Origin of the sequence: Runella sp. CRIBMP (genome assembly GCF_009905605.1) — a bacterium.
In the GTDB taxonomy this organism is placed as follows: domain Bacteria; phylum Bacteroidota; class Bacteroidia; order Cytophagales; family Spirosomataceae; genus Runella.
Genome location: NZ_JAAAKZ010000002.1, coordinates 757,394 through 772,022, shown reverse-complemented (window position 1 = coordinate 772,022; position 14,629 = coordinate 757,394). Strand labels below are relative to the sequence as shown.

Annotated in this window: 11 protein-coding genes; all 11 read left to right on the top strand. The window is 42.4% G+C overall.

Going from position 1 to position 14,629, the window contains the following annotated elements; translation table 11 throughout:
• Positions 1 to 81 precede the first annotated feature (81 nt).
• The 11 genes from GVN20_RS08305 to GVN20_RS08255 all read left to right on the top strand — a co-directional run bounded on the left by GVN20_RS08305 (position 82) and on the right by GVN20_RS08255 (position 14,548).
• Positions 82 to 2,631 carry a putative Ig domain-containing protein gene (locus GVN20_RS08305; RefSeq protein ID WP_166557859.1) on the top strand — a complete coding sequence of 850 codons (2,550 nt, stop codon included), beginning with the start codon at positions 82 to 84 and terminating at the stop codon, positions 2,629 to 2,631.
• 7 nt (positions 2,632 to 2,638) lie between these two features.
• Positions 2,639 to 5,737 carry a putative Ig domain-containing protein gene (locus tag GVN20_RS08300; protein ID WP_166557858.1) on the top strand — a complete coding sequence of 1,033 codons (3,099 nt, stop codon included), beginning with the start codon at positions 2,639 to 2,641 and terminating at the stop codon, positions 5,735 to 5,737.
• Between the two features lie 177 nt (positions 5,738 to 5,914).
• Positions 5,915 to 6,919: a M28 family peptidase gene (locus tag GVN20_RS08295; RefSeq protein ID WP_166558182.1), complete on the top strand. Its 1,005-nt coding sequence runs from the start codon at positions 5,915 to 5,917 to the stop codon at positions 6,917 to 6,919.
• 30 nt (positions 6,920 to 6,949) lie between these two features.
• Positions 6,950 to 7,354, top strand: a complete 405-nt coding sequence (locus GVN20_RS08290) for a hypothetical protein (protein ID WP_229599004.1) — start codon at positions 6,950 to 6,952, stop codon at positions 7,352 to 7,354.
• A gap of 73 nt (positions 7,355 to 7,427) precedes the next feature.
• Entirely contained in the window at positions 7,428 to 8,816 is a 1,389-nt protein-coding gene (locus GVN20_RS08285; RefSeq protein ID WP_166557857.1) for a serine aminopeptidase domain-containing protein, read from the top strand.
• Positions 8,817 to 8,821: 5 nt separating this feature from the next.
• Complete coding sequence (locus GVN20_RS08280; RefSeq protein ID WP_206023224.1) at positions 8,822 to 9,124, top strand: rhodanese-like domain-containing protein; 303 nt, start codon at positions 8,822 to 8,824, stop codon at positions 9,122 to 9,124.
• A gap of 325 nt (positions 9,125 to 9,449) precedes the next feature.
• A complete protein-coding gene (locus tag GVN20_RS08275) occupies positions 9,450 to 10,058 on the top strand; it encodes a collagen-like protein (protein ID WP_166557856.1) in 609 nt (202 codons plus the stop codon).
• Between the two features lie 400 nt (positions 10,059 to 10,458).
• Positions 10,459 to 11,679, top strand: coding sequence for a site-specific integrase (locus GVN20_RS08270; protein WP_166557855.1), 1,221 nt, complete (start codon positions 10,459 to 10,461; stop codon positions 11,677 to 11,679).
• Between the two features lie 89 nt (positions 11,680 to 11,768).
• Positions 11,769 to 12,953, top strand: a complete 1,185-nt coding sequence (locus GVN20_RS08265; protein ID WP_166557854.1) for an ATP-binding protein — start codon at positions 11,769 to 11,771, stop codon at positions 12,951 to 12,953.
• A gap of 239 nt (positions 12,954 to 13,192) precedes the next feature.
• Complete coding sequence (locus GVN20_RS29985; protein WP_166557853.1) at positions 13,193 to 13,294, top strand: DUF1016 domain-containing protein; 102 nt, start codon at positions 13,193 to 13,195, stop codon at positions 13,292 to 13,294.
• A gap of 261 nt (positions 13,295 to 13,555) precedes the next feature.
• The gene (locus GVN20_RS08255; RefSeq protein WP_166557852.1) at positions 13,556 to 14,548 is read left to right on the top strand and encodes an RteC domain-containing protein; all 993 of its coding nucleotides are present in this window, start codon (positions 13,556 to 13,558) and stop codon (positions 14,546 to 14,548) included.
• Positions 14,549 to 14,629: the final 81 nt, after the last annotated feature.

Genomic DNA, 14,629 nt, shown 5'->3' with positions numbered 1-14,629 from the left:
GAAAGTTAGCAGTTACGCAATTCCACCAATATTGCACAACTGCTGACTTTTTATGTTTTTAATAACCTTAACTTAACCTAAATGAGGCAGTTGAAGCGTAGATATTTGTGGGGTTTTTGGATTGCTTCGCTATTGTATTCCTCCCTTACTTTTGCCAATGATCAACAGCGGTATTTGGCCGTGTTGCTTTTAAATACCAACCGGTCGTTGGATGTGGACTTGGATTTGTTGGAGGGCGGGGTCAAAGCAGGGTGTAATGCTGTTCATTTAACCATCTACTGGGATCAGGTATACACAACTGCTACTTCGCAGGCCGACTGGCGTAAGTATGACACCCAAATTAATTTGGCCCAAAAATTGGGGGTAAAAATAGCCCTTCGAATCTTGGTAGGGCGGCATGTCAGTCGGATTCAGGGGTTTTGGGATAACGAACACCGCCAACGCGACCAGCAAGGACAGGCTTTGATTTCGGGCTACAGCGCTACCTATTTTAGTTATGCCCATCGACCTTCGGTAGAAAAAGCACGGGCTTTTATCAAAGAAGTATGCCAACGATATAACAATCTGCAACAACAAGGGGTGATTTCGTGGGTATCGGTTTCGACGACACCTACGCAAGAAACGGGATATTATCACGAAAACGCGCCTGAAGGCTATAATTACCCGACGGTTTTTGATTATTCGCCCGTCATGCAGCAGGAGTTTCGGATTTGGCTAAGCCGCAGGTACAAAAAAATTGAGCGTCTGAATGTTTTTTGGCAAACCGAATACAAAAGTTTTGAAGAAGTAACCCCTCCCGTATCACTTAAATACCGCGAACAGGTTTTTTGGGGGCAATCAGGCCGAGATTGGTACGTATTTCGTCATGCCATCTTCAAACAGTTTGTGGAACAAACCACCCAAACCATCAAAAGTGTAAACAGCACCTACCGCGTTATCACGGACTTTGGTTCGGTCTTTGATCAAATCAGCGTGTTTAACGGTACATTGGCTTTCCGTGATTTGAATCGTTCGACCGATGGGGTCAAAATCAACGACGATTTGCAGTACGATCACCGCTTTTCAACCGATCTTTTAAGGAGTAACGTTTTGCCAGGCCAATGGGTACTGAATGAGGTATATCCTGATCCCAAACATAGCCCAGAATTGATTACTCGTCAAATTGATGAAAATTTTGAACACGGTGCACATTGGGTGAGTATAGTCATTGCTACCCAAGCGGCGCTGGACGTTGTACGGCCCATTATTCAAGCCAGCGTTCCTAAATGGCTCAAAAAACCGTATGCGGAGGTATCACCAGTGGCTTACATGGATTATACGCTGTCGCGGGTAGTGGAGTTTGGCTATTATAGTGGCGGGGTGTACGGAGAATGGCTGAACCGGGCGGGGCATGAGTCAAACCGGAAGCCAGTGGCTATTCGGATGGTGGAAGATTTATTGGTCGATTCTCTCCAAGGTTCTATCAATCAGGTGCCTGTCGTCAGAAATTCGCTACCCACAAAAATTGCCAAAGTCAATAATGCGTTTTCTTATCGCTTGAGTTCAGAAGTTTTTGCCGACATTGACGGAATCATAGACACCGTTGTTATCAACAACATACCCTCTTGGCTGACGTTCAAAAACAACGTTTTTTCGGGTACTCCTCCCCAAACAGGGAGCTTTACTATGCTCCTGCGTGCTACCGATGATGATGGTGCTTCGGTCGAAACTAATTTTACCATAATCGTGAATAATGTTGGCCGAACGAACCAAATTCCGATTGTTCAAAAACCTATCCAAAATGTAAAAGGAGTTTATAAACAACCCTTTACATTCACTTTTTCTGATAGTATTTTTGTCGATTTTGATGGTTTTATTACGCGTTTAGAAGTCACTGGATTACCTTCATGGGCGCAGTTTCGACGCCGAGAAATTCGGGGGCTTGCCGATGCCGTGGGCGAATATACCATCACTGTACGGGCCTACGACGACGAAGAGGCCGTGGCCCAAACTTCCTTCAAGATTACGATTAGCTATCCCATAGTTTCGTTTGATTTGATTCAGGCGGGCCGAGTGGGGGAGCGTTTTTTAATCAAAAGGCTTCAAAATGAAGAGGTTCTGTCCTCATCTGATCTGCCTCCTTTGTTGAATATTTATGCTACTTGCGACGCCGTTTTTGATGAATTTGAGCTGCAATTATCGGGAGGACACGTTCAAAAAGCCCAATCTGAAAGTTCACCTTTTGCGCTTTTTAGGGGCGATGGCGGCTTTCCGACGGTGGTCGGAACATACCAGGTCAAAGGGAATGCCTATTTTCAAAAAGAACTGATTTCTTCGGCTACCTTTCGGTTTCAAATCATTGCTACTGACCCGCTGACAAAACTGCCGATCCCATTGGCCGACTGGGCTTTGTTTCCCAATCCTTGTTATCAATTTTTGAATGTGAAACTTCCTGATAATGTGTCGATTCAGAAGATTCAGTTGGTGAATGTGATGGGGCAAACCCAGCCGATTCTGGACAATGCTATCTCTATCGCTAATCAACTTTTAAGTATTAACTTAACCGACTTCAAACTGCCTGCTGGTGTTTATTTTTTGAAATTGCAGAAGGAGGATTCTTCGTGGCAGGCGTTTAAACTGATAAAGCAATAACCATACAATGTTGAGTTTTATATTGACAATTGTTTACAATAAAATCAAAACGCTAAAGGCACTCCTTTTTTTGGGACTTTTGGTGCTGCCTCTAGCCTTGAAAGCGCAGAATTCTGACACCCAGCGCTACGTTGGTTTGCAATTGCTCAACCTTGACCCACGCCCAGAAGCTGGGATGGATGTCATTGAGGCTTCAATTGCCAATGGCTGCAACTTAGTGGCCCTTACCATTCAATGGGATGAAGTTTACAAAGACAATACTTCTCCGCCCGATTGGCGTCAGTACGATCGTCAGATTGAATACATCGCAAAGACCAATGCTAAAATAGCACTACGCATCATTGTGGGCCGACTTTATTATCGTTTGGATGGTTATTGGACGGCCAAAGAAACCATGAAGGATGATTTGGGGCGGCCTCTTTCGGGTGTTTATGGCCGAACTTGCTTTAGTTTTTCGCATCAACCTACGGTTGCCAAATCCCAAAATTTTATCAAAGAAGTGTGTCAACGCTACAACGCCTACCAAAATCAAGGTAAAATTCTGTACGTTTCCTTCGGTAATTTATCGACCCAAGAGCTAGGGTATCCGCATGAGACCAATTTTGAAGGCGGCAAACAATACCTTGCGGGTTTTGATTATTCCGATTCATCGTTGGATTCGTTTAGGGTATGGGCCGAAAAACGCTACAAACGCATCAATAAGCTCAACTACCATTGGGGAACAAAATATACCTCATTTAAGACATTAATGCCCCCCGGAACGGCGTACAATCCTTATCCGACCTATCGAAAAAAATCGGGAAAAGATTGGTACTTGTTTTCTCATTCGCAACTTCAACATTATATAGACGGCACAATTAATGGTATCAAACAAGTAAATCCACAGTATAAAATTGTCAATGAATACGGTGCCGTAACGGCCGATTTTTCGGCCATGATGATTTCTTACTCCTTCAAAACGCTCGACGCAAAAACGGACGGGACCAAGGTGCATAATGACCCCTATTACAATCACCGTTGGGTAACGGACGTGATACGCTCTAATCGCCCCGCCAATAAATGGACGGCAAACGAAGTGTTTTACACGCCACAAACGCCCATTGATTTATTGAGACGCCAGTTTAATGAGTGTTTTGAGCATGGCTCTAAGATAGTAACGCTGGTGACGGCGGGGCCTGAGCCAGGGGCGATGCGTTTGATTCAGGAAATGGCGGGCCGTTGGCTCAATACGCCACTTTCTGAAATCAAACCGCAACATTCTATTTCTTACACTCTGACCGAAGCCCTTGATTCTACCATGAAAAACGTGGAAAAAAGATGGGTTGAAAAAGTTGGGTCAAATCCGCAACCCGTTCATATTGAATTGGTTGAAGATATTTTATCGGAAGAGTATTGGAAGCCCCTCAGCCTGAATCTCCCGCCAATTATTGCCAATCAGGTCACCGAGCGGGCAAGTAAACCCCGCAAAGCGTACAGTTATACCTTGCCCAAGGATGTATTTGCTGACCCCGACGGGGATATTGTCAAAATAGAAGCCCTTGAAAAACCCCAGTGGCTAAATTTGAACAACGGGGTTCTGTCGGGAAATGTGCCAGATGTAATCGGCGACTACAAAATAACCCTCCGCGCCACCGACGATGAAGGAGCCACGGTGTTGATGAGTTTTAATCTTAAAGTGACCAATATAAACGTTAAACCTATTGTCAAACGTCCCGTGCCAGACTTTGAGACATCACTCCAAAAATTGGTGTTTTATCAATTCCTGCCCGACCATTTTGACGACCCCGATGGCGTCATTGTACGCATACAGGCCAGCGGGTTACGCCCGTGGATGACTTACAGTTCGAAAGAGTTTTCGGCGTATCCGCAGGAGCAGGGCACATTTACCGTAAACCTTCGAGCATACGATGACGACAGCGCGTTTGTGGAAACATCGTTTAAAATAAAAGTACTTAACATCCCTCCCGTGGCCAAACAGCAACTGCCCGAAAAAGTGATTGCGCGCGGCAAAGCGTTTCGTTTTAAGATTTCGCCCAACCTTTTCAGCGACCCTGACGGTGAGATTGTCAGAGTTGGAGCGGCCAAACTGCCCGCGTGGCTTACCTTTAATGGGACAGAACTGCGAGGAACTCCCCCCGAACTGGCAACGTATCGGGTTGGAATTCGGGCGTATGATAACGGTGGCGATTCGGTCGAAATACCGTTTGTGATAAAAGTAGACGTGCAGGGTGCCCAAAATTCTCCCCCTCTTGCCCGTTATACGTTGCCAAATGTGCAGATGTTTGCCACCCAAAAATTTACTTACCGTGTTCCAGATTCATTGTTTTATGATATCAATGGCTACGTTGACAGAATCGAAGCGCCCAACCTACCTGCTTGGCTTTCGTTTCAAAACAATGAAATTTCGGGAGTAGCATTACAGGCAGGTACTTACACGGTCACGGTCAGGGCTATTGACGATGACGAAACAGCCACCAATGTTACCTTTAAAATCGAAGTGCGCTACGCAAATATCAGTTTTGAGTTGATTCAGGCGGGAAAAATTGGCGAACGGAGGCTCATTGGACCGTTGACCAACGGGGACGTACTTCAGGAAGAGACAATGCCGAATAAAATCACGATATATGCCAATTGCGAAGTTCCTGCCAAAAGAGTATTGCTGAAATTGACTGGCCCCTATCAACGGGAGATTACCGCTGAGCGGTTTCCTTTTGCTTTGTTTGACGAAACAACTGGTTTTTCCCCGATTGCTGGGAGCTATACGCTAGAAGCTGCGGCTTTTAATGATTCATTGCAGGTGAGCGCCGCCACGATTCGTTTTACGATTAAAACAACGCAACCTTTGACGGATTGGCAAGTATATCCGAATCCTTTTTCAAACGTCTGTAATGTGAAATTGCCTGATTTACTGGATATTAATTCTTTGAGTTTTAGGGTGATTGCTGTGTCAGGCCAGGAAATAATGATGGCTAAACGTCAGATAACCGTCGTCGATAAAGTCGCCTATATCAATTTGTCAGATGCCCAGTTGCCAAGCGGCACGTATATATTGCAGGTTTTTGATAATGAAACGTTACTAAAAGGGATTAGAATCTTGAAGCTGTAAAATGCTCTAATTAGAAGCAATTTTGTGCTCTTTTTACATAAATCCTATTTGAGGTAATCAATCATCGACGTTTTTCTGAATAGATTAGCAGTTCTTCCTTACATTTGGTGTTCAATTAAAGTGGCAAAGTTTAAAAATCGAATGCCTGTCATTTTGGAAACCCAAAACAATTTTTTTATGCAGGAATTTAGCAGGGGAGCAACCCTAATGCTTCTGGTTTTGACGTTATTGTGTTGTAATTCTAAACAATCCTCTACTGAGCAAACGACCAATAGCGAAACCGCAACAACTATGGTAAAGGCACCTTTATTCAGTGGAGATTCGGCTTACGCATACGTGGAAAAACAAGTCAAATTTGGCCCTCGGGTTCCCAATTCAGCGGCCCATACCCGTTGTGGTGACTACCTTGTGGCCGAATTGAAACGCCTTGGCTGTACGGTTACGGAACAGACTTTTACGGCAACCCACTACGACGGTCGCAAACTCAACGCTCGGAATATTATAGGTAGTATCAATCCACAAGCCACAAAACGTATTTTGTTGGCGTCACATTGGGATAGCAGGCCCGTAGCCGACGAAGACCCTACCAATAAAACGGGACCCATCGACGGGGCCAACGACGGAGCAAGTGGAGTAGGAGTGTTGCTTGAAGTGGCCCGTACCCTTCAGCAGGCCGCCCAAAAACCGGGTGTTGGAGTTGATTTTATTTTTTTTGATGTAGAAGACGGAGGAAATGCGGCCGTTGCCAAGGATAAATTTACGGGTTTTTGCTTAGGCTCTCAATATTGGGCCGCCAATAAGCACGTTCCAGGTTATTCGGCGTATTTTGGGGTTTTGTTGGATATGGTTGGTGCCAAAGGAGCGACGTTCCCTAAAGAAGCTTTCTCTAATCAATACGCCAATGAAGTCACGCGAATGATTTGGAATACGGCCAGCCAATTGGGGTACAGTTCTTACTTTGTGGAACAAGACGGTGCTGCAATTACGGACGACCACCTGCCAGTGAACGAAACGGCCAAAATTCCCATGGTTGACATTATTCATCTCCAGCTCAATAATCCTCAAAAAACCTTCTTTGATGATTGGCATACGCACGAAGATGATATGCGCAACATTGACCCCAATACCCTCAAAGCTGTAGGGCAGGTACTGGTTCAGGTCTTGTATCAGGAAAGTATTTAGAAAAAATTATATCGTCTGATTTTGATTTTTATGATAAAAAATAACCGTTATTTAAGCGCAAGTACCCTTTCGTTTTTCTTGCTTTCTTTTGTTTTTTCCTGTTCTCCCGCGCCAGATAAGGTTGGAAATTTAGATTTAGTAAAATGGCGAAGTGACCGAGGAGGATGCGGTGACGTCAGAAAAGGGCTTGAAAAAGAATTTGTGAAGATACAGAGTGAGCTTTTGGGTAAACATATCGACGATGTAGGGTACATGCTGGGCCGCCCAGATATTCAGCAGTTGGGGTCACGGGATCAAAAATTCTACGTCTATTTCTTGGAAAAAGGAATTCATTGTACGGATATTACCCAAAAATCAGCTGCTCAAAAAGTGATTTTACGCTTCAATGCCGTAGGTTTACTATCTGAAATTACTTTTCAGGCACGACCTTTGTAGAGGGGTTAAAAGATAATCTGTTCATTGCCCGAACGATTAACTTTTGGCAGTCAACATTTAACTTCACAATTCGATGCGCTTTTCCGTTGCTTTTGCCTTTTTTATCCTATTGTTTTCATCTTTCGTCACTTCGGCACAACACCTTCGGCACAAAGGGAGTTTGGGCATCAGCTACGCAGCGGCGAGTGATTCATTGATGAGTACGCAGCACTTACCCGATAGTCACGGGATTTTAGTGAAGAGTGTCATGCCCGATTTTACCGCCGCGCGGTTGGGTATTCAAGCGGGCGATATTCTGGTCTCCATCAACGAAACGGATTCGTTGTACCTGTTTGATTTTCGAAAGCTGGAGCAGGAATTGTACGAGCAAGAGCCAATTTCAATCACTTACATTCGAAATAGAAAGAAAGCCCGGGCCGTTGGGAATGTCGTTGCGGCACCCAAGGAGTTTTCAAAAGGAGAGGTGATTTACGGGGAAGTTCCTTACCAACGGGGATATTTGCGTTCCATTGTTCATAAGCCGTTGGGCAGCAGTCGTTTGCCTGCTATATTTTACATTCAGGGGCATGGGTGTGGTTCCGTTCATTTTGCTGATGATTCGCTTGCTCCCGTCAAACAATTAGTGGATGGTTGGGTGAGCGCTGGGTACGTTGTTTTTAGGATTGAAAAACCAGGCGTTGGAGAAAGTGCTGGCACAAAGGAGTGCGTTCGGCTGAGTTATGAAGAAGAAAAAGCTGCTTTTCAGAATGCATTTGCGGCATTTAAGAAACTTTCTTTTGTTGACAGTACCCGATATTTTCTGTTTGGACACTCATTGGGTGGAGCGTTGGCGCCACTGCTGGTGGCCCAATCGGGTTCTAAACCGAGGGGTATCATCACTTACGGAACCGTGGTGAAACCGTGGTTTGAGCACATGATTGACGTATATCGTCAAAAGCCTCTATTGTATCAGGAATCGTATCAATCTATCGAAGCCAATACCCGGATGATGATACCGTTGTTGTATGAATGGTTGGTACAGGCCAAAACGCCCACTGAGTTGCTTCAAGAGCCTGATTTTGAGGCTATACTTACATCCAAAGAAAATCCACTTGCCTACCATAGAGGGACTTTTTTTGGGCGCTCATCTGGGTATTTTACCGAACTTCAGCAGCAAAATCTCACTCAGGCGTGGGCGCAGGCAGCAGTGCCTACTTTGGCCCTGTACGGAGAGTTTGATAGTGAAGCTATCAGCCCAGAATCGGCGCAGAGCATTGCCCGAATTGTCAATGAAGTACGTCCTGAGTTGGGAACGTATAAGCAATTGAAAGGTACTGATCAGCATTTTATTAAAGTAACGTCTTTTGTTGAAGCGGCTCAATTGCAAAAATCTGGGCAGTATATACAGTATGCTCGCCGCCATTTTAACCCAGAAATTCTTACGGAGACTGTTGAGTGGATGAAAAAGTTTAACAGAAAATAATTCTCTTGAATACCTATCACGACATATCGCTCCAAGAAGCTGAAGCCATGGCTACCCAACCAGGGAGCATTATTGTGGATGTGAGGGAGCCTTGGGAGTTTGAAGAATTTAGCATTGGCGGCACCAATATTCCCCTTGCAGATATTCGGGAACGCCGTACCGAATTATTGCCTTATCAAACCCTCATCGTAGTTTGCACCAATGGAACGCGCTCTCGCGTAGCGGCCAAAGATTATTGCCGGGCGGAGGCGTTTCAGGAGAAACACATTTTTCATCTCAAGGGCGGTATTCTGGAAGTAGAAGATTAAGCTTTAGCTTGATATTTTATTTATTGGGTTTTAAATCAGAGGATTATGTATTGTGTGAATTAAAACATACCGCAACGATTCTATTAAAAACTACTTATTTTGTTTCTTCAACGCTTTTTTTACTGGCAAGCTTCTGTCAAAGACTTTTCCGATTTCCGATTCATAATCGACACTTCAAGGTATAAAAACAGCAATTCATGCTATAAGTAATTCTGCACCGTTGGCAGCAGTACTAATTTTGTATTGTCTTTTACCAACTGTCATTTAGCTAAATGATGATTCGGCAAGGCATAAAATTTTGTACTACTAAAATATACAGCTTTCCATGAAAACAATTGCAATGTTATTTCTAATGGGCCTCATTGGCCTTTCAGCTTGTCAAACCGAAGGAGTACCTGGCCCGAAAGGGGATACGGGCGCGCAAGGGCCTAAGGGCGACACTGGGTCGCAAGGCCCCAAGGGAGATTCGGGTACGGTAAATGCCCGGAGTTATATTTACTCCAACCAGCAGTTTAATGCACTAGGCACGCCAAATTATGATGCCACTACTAAACTGTTTACTTATAATAGTTTTCGGACTTATAGCCCACAAAACTACGCTGCAATCGCCGATAAAGGGGTGGTGTTGGTTTACCTTCGTGATCAACTCAATGCGTGGACTTTAAACACGATTCGGGCCAACTATCTCAATGTAGGCGTTAGCGATAGCCCTAGTGTGATTGAGTCGGTGGTTCGTCCCCAAACTGACAAAGTTCAGATAATGGCTAAATTAACAACTCCATTGGAGACAAATCTGTTTACAAATTACCGATTTGACGTAAAAATCATTCTAATTGAGCCCACCCATTCGGTAATAGGTGCACTGCGTACAGGTCAAGTTGATGTCAAAGATAGTCGAGCTGTTGAGCGATTTTTCAGCCTAAAGCAGCTTTAAATTGCGAGGGTGAAGGTGGTAATTGAAGGCCTGCTAGGAAAGGTTGATTGTAATGGAATTGATCCAAAGTAGTTAAGTTGATATTTTAGGTTACATCACCTATTCATTTGTCCGAAGCCATTAGAATAATTTAGGAATAAAAAAGGTTTACGAATTTAATCGTAAACCTTTTTTTGAGTGGAGAATATCGGATTCGAACCGATGACCTCTTGCATGCCATGCAAAATGTAGTGCAATTTTATAAATTTGTTTTATTGATAAACATATTGATAATCAATGGTTTAGTAAATTATTGCTTTTTATTGCTTTTTGATTTTAACGGAAAATTTATACATTTGTTTTAGTAATGTTTTAGTAATGTTTTAGTAACGACTGCAAAATAAATTTATAAATAATCCCAATGGCAACCGTAAAAGCTCTTCTCTATATACACCAACCGCTCCAATCAGGCGAGTACCCTATCTACCTACGCGTCACCAAAGATAGGAAATCACGCTATGTTTCTTTAGGCTTTTCATGTAAAAAGGAATTATGGGATGAGGCTAATAATCTTCCTAAAAAACGCCATCCTCTTTATAAAGAAATTACGATTGCCATCGAAAAGGCAAAACTGGAAGCTAATCGGGAGATTCTTAACTTACATAACGACAACCAAGACTTTTCGACGGAAGAACTCAAAAACAACCTGCTGGCCGATAAGCGCAAAAGCAAGCTCACCCTTTTTGAATACTTTGATGCTTACGTACAGCAACTCAAAACCAATGATAAGATTGGCTCAGCCAATATCTACCATTCCACTAAAAAAAGTATCATGGACTTTCGTAACGGGAAGGACATGGAGTTTTCGGACGTGACGCACAGTTTTCTCAAAAAATTTGAAGAATATCACTTGAAACGGGGTATGAAGCCCAACGCCTTTTTTGTCTATTTTCGACATTTTAAGACCCTGCTCAATCATGCCAAAAAAGAAGGCTTTGTCAAGAAGGAATATAATCCTTTTAAAGACATAGATTTTAAGAAGTACAGAAGAATCAAAACCAAGAAACGGGCGTTGAAAATCGAGGAGATGGATAAAATCAAAGCGATGGTTTTGCCACCCACTTCTAAACTGTTTCATGCTCATAATTACTTTCTGTTCAGCTATTACTGTTGGGGTATCAATTTTGTAGACATTGCCCACCTGCGCTGGACTGACTTACAAAATATGCGCCTTCATTATGTACGTAAGAAAACGGGTGATGAATTTGATATTAACCTTAATCCGGTAGCCATTCAAATGCTGGATTATTACCGTCAGCATCATTTTATTCGGGAAGACTCCTATATCTTTCCAATCCTGAGTGATTTTCATAAAACTTCCGTACAGATTGATAATCGTATTGATAAAGTGCTGAAACAGGTAAATCACGACCTTAAAGAAATCGCGAAGTTGGTAGGGATTGACGAGAACCTGACCACATATTCGGCTCGCCACACTTTTGCTACTACTCTCTACCGAAAAGAGGTACCTACCGCCCGAATCAAAGAATTGATGGGGCATGAATCTGAGCGTGTAACTGAAATATATCTCCAAAGTTTTGATACTGAAACCCTTAGCAACATAGCTAATTCAATGCTTTAATAAATGCACAGGATATTTCTCAAATAAATTGACAATATTCAGACAATAATAAAAATTATTTTTATTATTGTCTGAATAAATAATGATGTATGATTGATAGAAGTTTAGTAGGAGAGGTGCTGGCAGGGCTCTCTTACTTACCATCGGTTGCCATTTTGGGGCCTCGTCAGGTGGGAAAGACCACTTTTGTAAAAACACTGGTTGCTCAATTGAACAAACCAAGTGTTTATTTAGATTTGGAGTACTTTGCTGACCGAGCCAAGTTACAAAATGCGCCTGATTTGTACTTTCAGGAACACCAAAACGAAATTGTCATATTGGATGAAATCCAACGAATGCCCGAGTTATTTCCCTTACTTCGTTCGATGATTGACCAACATCGCCAGCCGGGGCGGTTTATCCTGTTGGGTTCGGCTTCTCCTGATCTTTTACGTCAAAGTTCCGAAACGTTGGCAGGTAGGATTGTTTATCTAAAGATGCATCCGCTTCATTATCGGGAAGTTTCAACAGCACAGATTACTTACCAACAGCATTGGTTAAGGGGTGGATTTCCTGACGCGCTATTGGCTCCCAACGATAAAGCGGCCGAACTATGGTTCAGGGGATTTGTTCAGACATACGTCGAACGAGACTTACCTGCTTTAGGATTGCCTGCTGCTCCTGATACCACTCGAAACTTATTAAGGATGTTGACCAATGTACAGGGAGGATTACTGACTTACAGCGATTTGTCGGACTCGCTCAATATTTCCCAGCCCACCGTCAAGACTTACATTGGCTTTCTGGAATCTGCTTTTTTGATTCGACGCTTAGAACCCTATTTTGCCAATGTCAGCAAACGTTTGGTAAAGTCTCCCAAATTGTTTTTTACAGATACAGGCTTGCTTCATCACCTGATGGGTATTCAAAATTTTGAGGGATTGCAGGGAAATATTGGCTTGGGGCGGTCGTGGGAAGGGTACGTCATTCAACAAATTATCGCCAATTTACGTCCGGATGTTGAACCCTATTTTTACCGAACCAAAGATAAAACAGAACTTGATTTGGTACTGGTCCAAAATACACAGGTAAAAATGACGCTTGAAATTAAATATGGCAACAATCCCAACGTTAGCCGAGGAAATACCGTAGCCATCGAAGATTTAGAGGCTAAACAAAATCTGATTGTTACACCGCAAGCCGAAGATTATTGGCTTAGAGCTAATCTCAGGGTATGTAGTATAGTAACAGTTTGGAATTATCTTGGAAATGAAGGTTTATTGGCAGATTCTTGATACTTTTTACAGAAAATGAGTCTAATTATTAATCTTCACCGAATCACCAATTTGGCAGCCACTGGCTGCCAAATTACAAATAGTTGATAATGAGTTGCTAAATTCAAAACTAACCTCCGAAAATCTCCTGGCTCATTTCTCGTTTAGGCATTTTGCCGCCCTCATGCGTATCAAAGACCCACTCAAACGGGCATTTACACCAGTAGGTATTATTCTTCGAACGCGGCTCAGATACAAAAGTGCTCTACTCTACGGCAGGACTTAACAATCAAGTGTTTGTTTCAAAGTATCTGGTAGAGCTACCCAAGGAGGAGGAGTTGAGGCAGTTGATGGAGAAGTAGGAATAATACTACTAAAGTTATTACTCAATTTTTAAAATATGAATACACAAATGTTATTTGTATTTAGTGGTTGTTTGACATATTTTGCAAGTTCATGTAAAGCACAGAATAAATACGAATGAATGTAATTGTCGTTAGAGCCCTAAAAGGAGAACTTATGGATACTTTTAAACAATTTCTGGCTCACGTAATTGGCTCTTGCCAATGCTAATGAATGGGCAAGTGGTGGTGGAGTAGAAGTAGTGTTTCAGATATATCATTATGCAAAAAACGGAGTATAAAGTCACCAAGTTAGAAGATTTCTTAGATGTACCTTTGATTGGGTTTTTGGGTTGGTTAGCTCCCAATACTTTTGAACTTGCAGATTACCAATTTAGTACGATGGTAAATCAATTGCAACACTCAACGGATTTGCCAAAAGAAGACCAAAAAAAGAAACTGGATGAATTTGTTGCTTCAATTAAATCGGTGTATGAAAATGAATATTTGGGCTTTATAAGGCCATATCTTACCCTGCCTCTCAGAGATTTTGTCAATGAATTGAATCGCATCTTTCATCTATCAACAAAAAACGACTTTATCTTTCGTGGCTTTCCTGCCCAGGAACGCAATACGTTATTGAGTATTTTTGAATCTAAGCGTAGCAAAAGAATAATCAAAGGCGGGGGGAGTTTGGTGGATGTAGTGTGGCTATTAATGAAGCTTAATCGCATGGAAAAATTAAGCACATGGTCGGAGCAGCATATTGGAGCAGGGATAGGGGTTATTCATTTTAATAGAAAAAAAATATGGGCTTTTATTTGGGCGGTAGTTTTCAAAAAGAAAGAAAACTTCGAGGAAATCATCCATGATTTAGCAAGCAGCATGTTTGGGGAAATTATTCTGAAAATAGCCGAATATGAAAAAATAAAAGAGATATATCCCAAGCTTATAACCTCAATTGAACAACAACAAGTGGCCTCTGTAACAATAGAGCCGGCCACCGCTAATACTCCAATTACTAAATGGAAAGGAGATAAAGTGCAGTTTTATCAGTTGATTTATGCTCTGTATAATGCCGATTTTATTGACGGAGAAGTAACGAAAATTGTTGAAGGTTTGGCGAATGTTTTTGATATTGAATTAGCTAAAGGCTGGCAAGCTAACTTAGATCATAATATCAAGAACAATAATCCGGAGTATGTACCGGCGATTTTTGATGACCTGAAAAAAGCCTTTGATAAATACTCCCGAAGACGGTTGAATTCAAAATAATGCCTTAAAATGATGATACAACTTGTATACAAGTTGTCAATTAACCCGATTTTTTGCATATTCCTTTGTGTCGTTAAATTT

Bases quoted from the DNA above. Each gene is read 5' to 3' on its own strand.
- GVN20_RS08285 (WP_166557857.1), top strand. From the start codon at position 7,428: ATGCGCTTTTCCGTTGCTTTTGCCTTTTTTATCCTATTGTTTTCATCT.
- GVN20_RS08270 (WP_166557855.1), top strand. From the start codon at position 10,459: ATGGCAACCGTAAAAGCTCTTCTCTATATACACCAACCGCTCCAATCA.
- GVN20_RS08275 (WP_166557856.1), top strand. From the start codon at position 9,450: ATGAAAACAATTGCAATGTTATTTCTAATGGGCCTCATTGGCCTTTCA.
- GVN20_RS08305 (WP_166557859.1), top strand. From the start codon at position 82: ATGAGGCAGTTGAAGCGTAGATATTTGTGGGGTTTTTGGATTGCTTCG.
- GVN20_RS08290 (WP_229599004.1), top strand. From the start codon at position 6,950: ATGATAAAAAATAACCGTTATTTAAGCGCAAGTACCCTTTCGTTTTTC.
- GVN20_RS08255 (WP_166557852.1), top strand. From the start codon at position 13,556: ATGCAAAAAACGGAGTATAAAGTCACCAAGTTAGAAGATTTCTTAGAT.
- GVN20_RS08265 (WP_166557854.1), top strand. From the start codon at position 11,769: ATGATTGATAGAAGTTTAGTAGGAGAGGTGCTGGCAGGGCTCTCTTAC.
- GVN20_RS08300 (WP_166557858.1), top strand. From the start codon at position 2,639: ATGTTGAGTTTTATATTGACAATTGTTTACAATAAAATCAAAACGCTA.
- GVN20_RS08295 (WP_166558182.1), top strand. From the start codon at position 5,915: ATGCAGGAATTTAGCAGGGGAGCAACCCTAATGCTTCTGGTTTTGACG.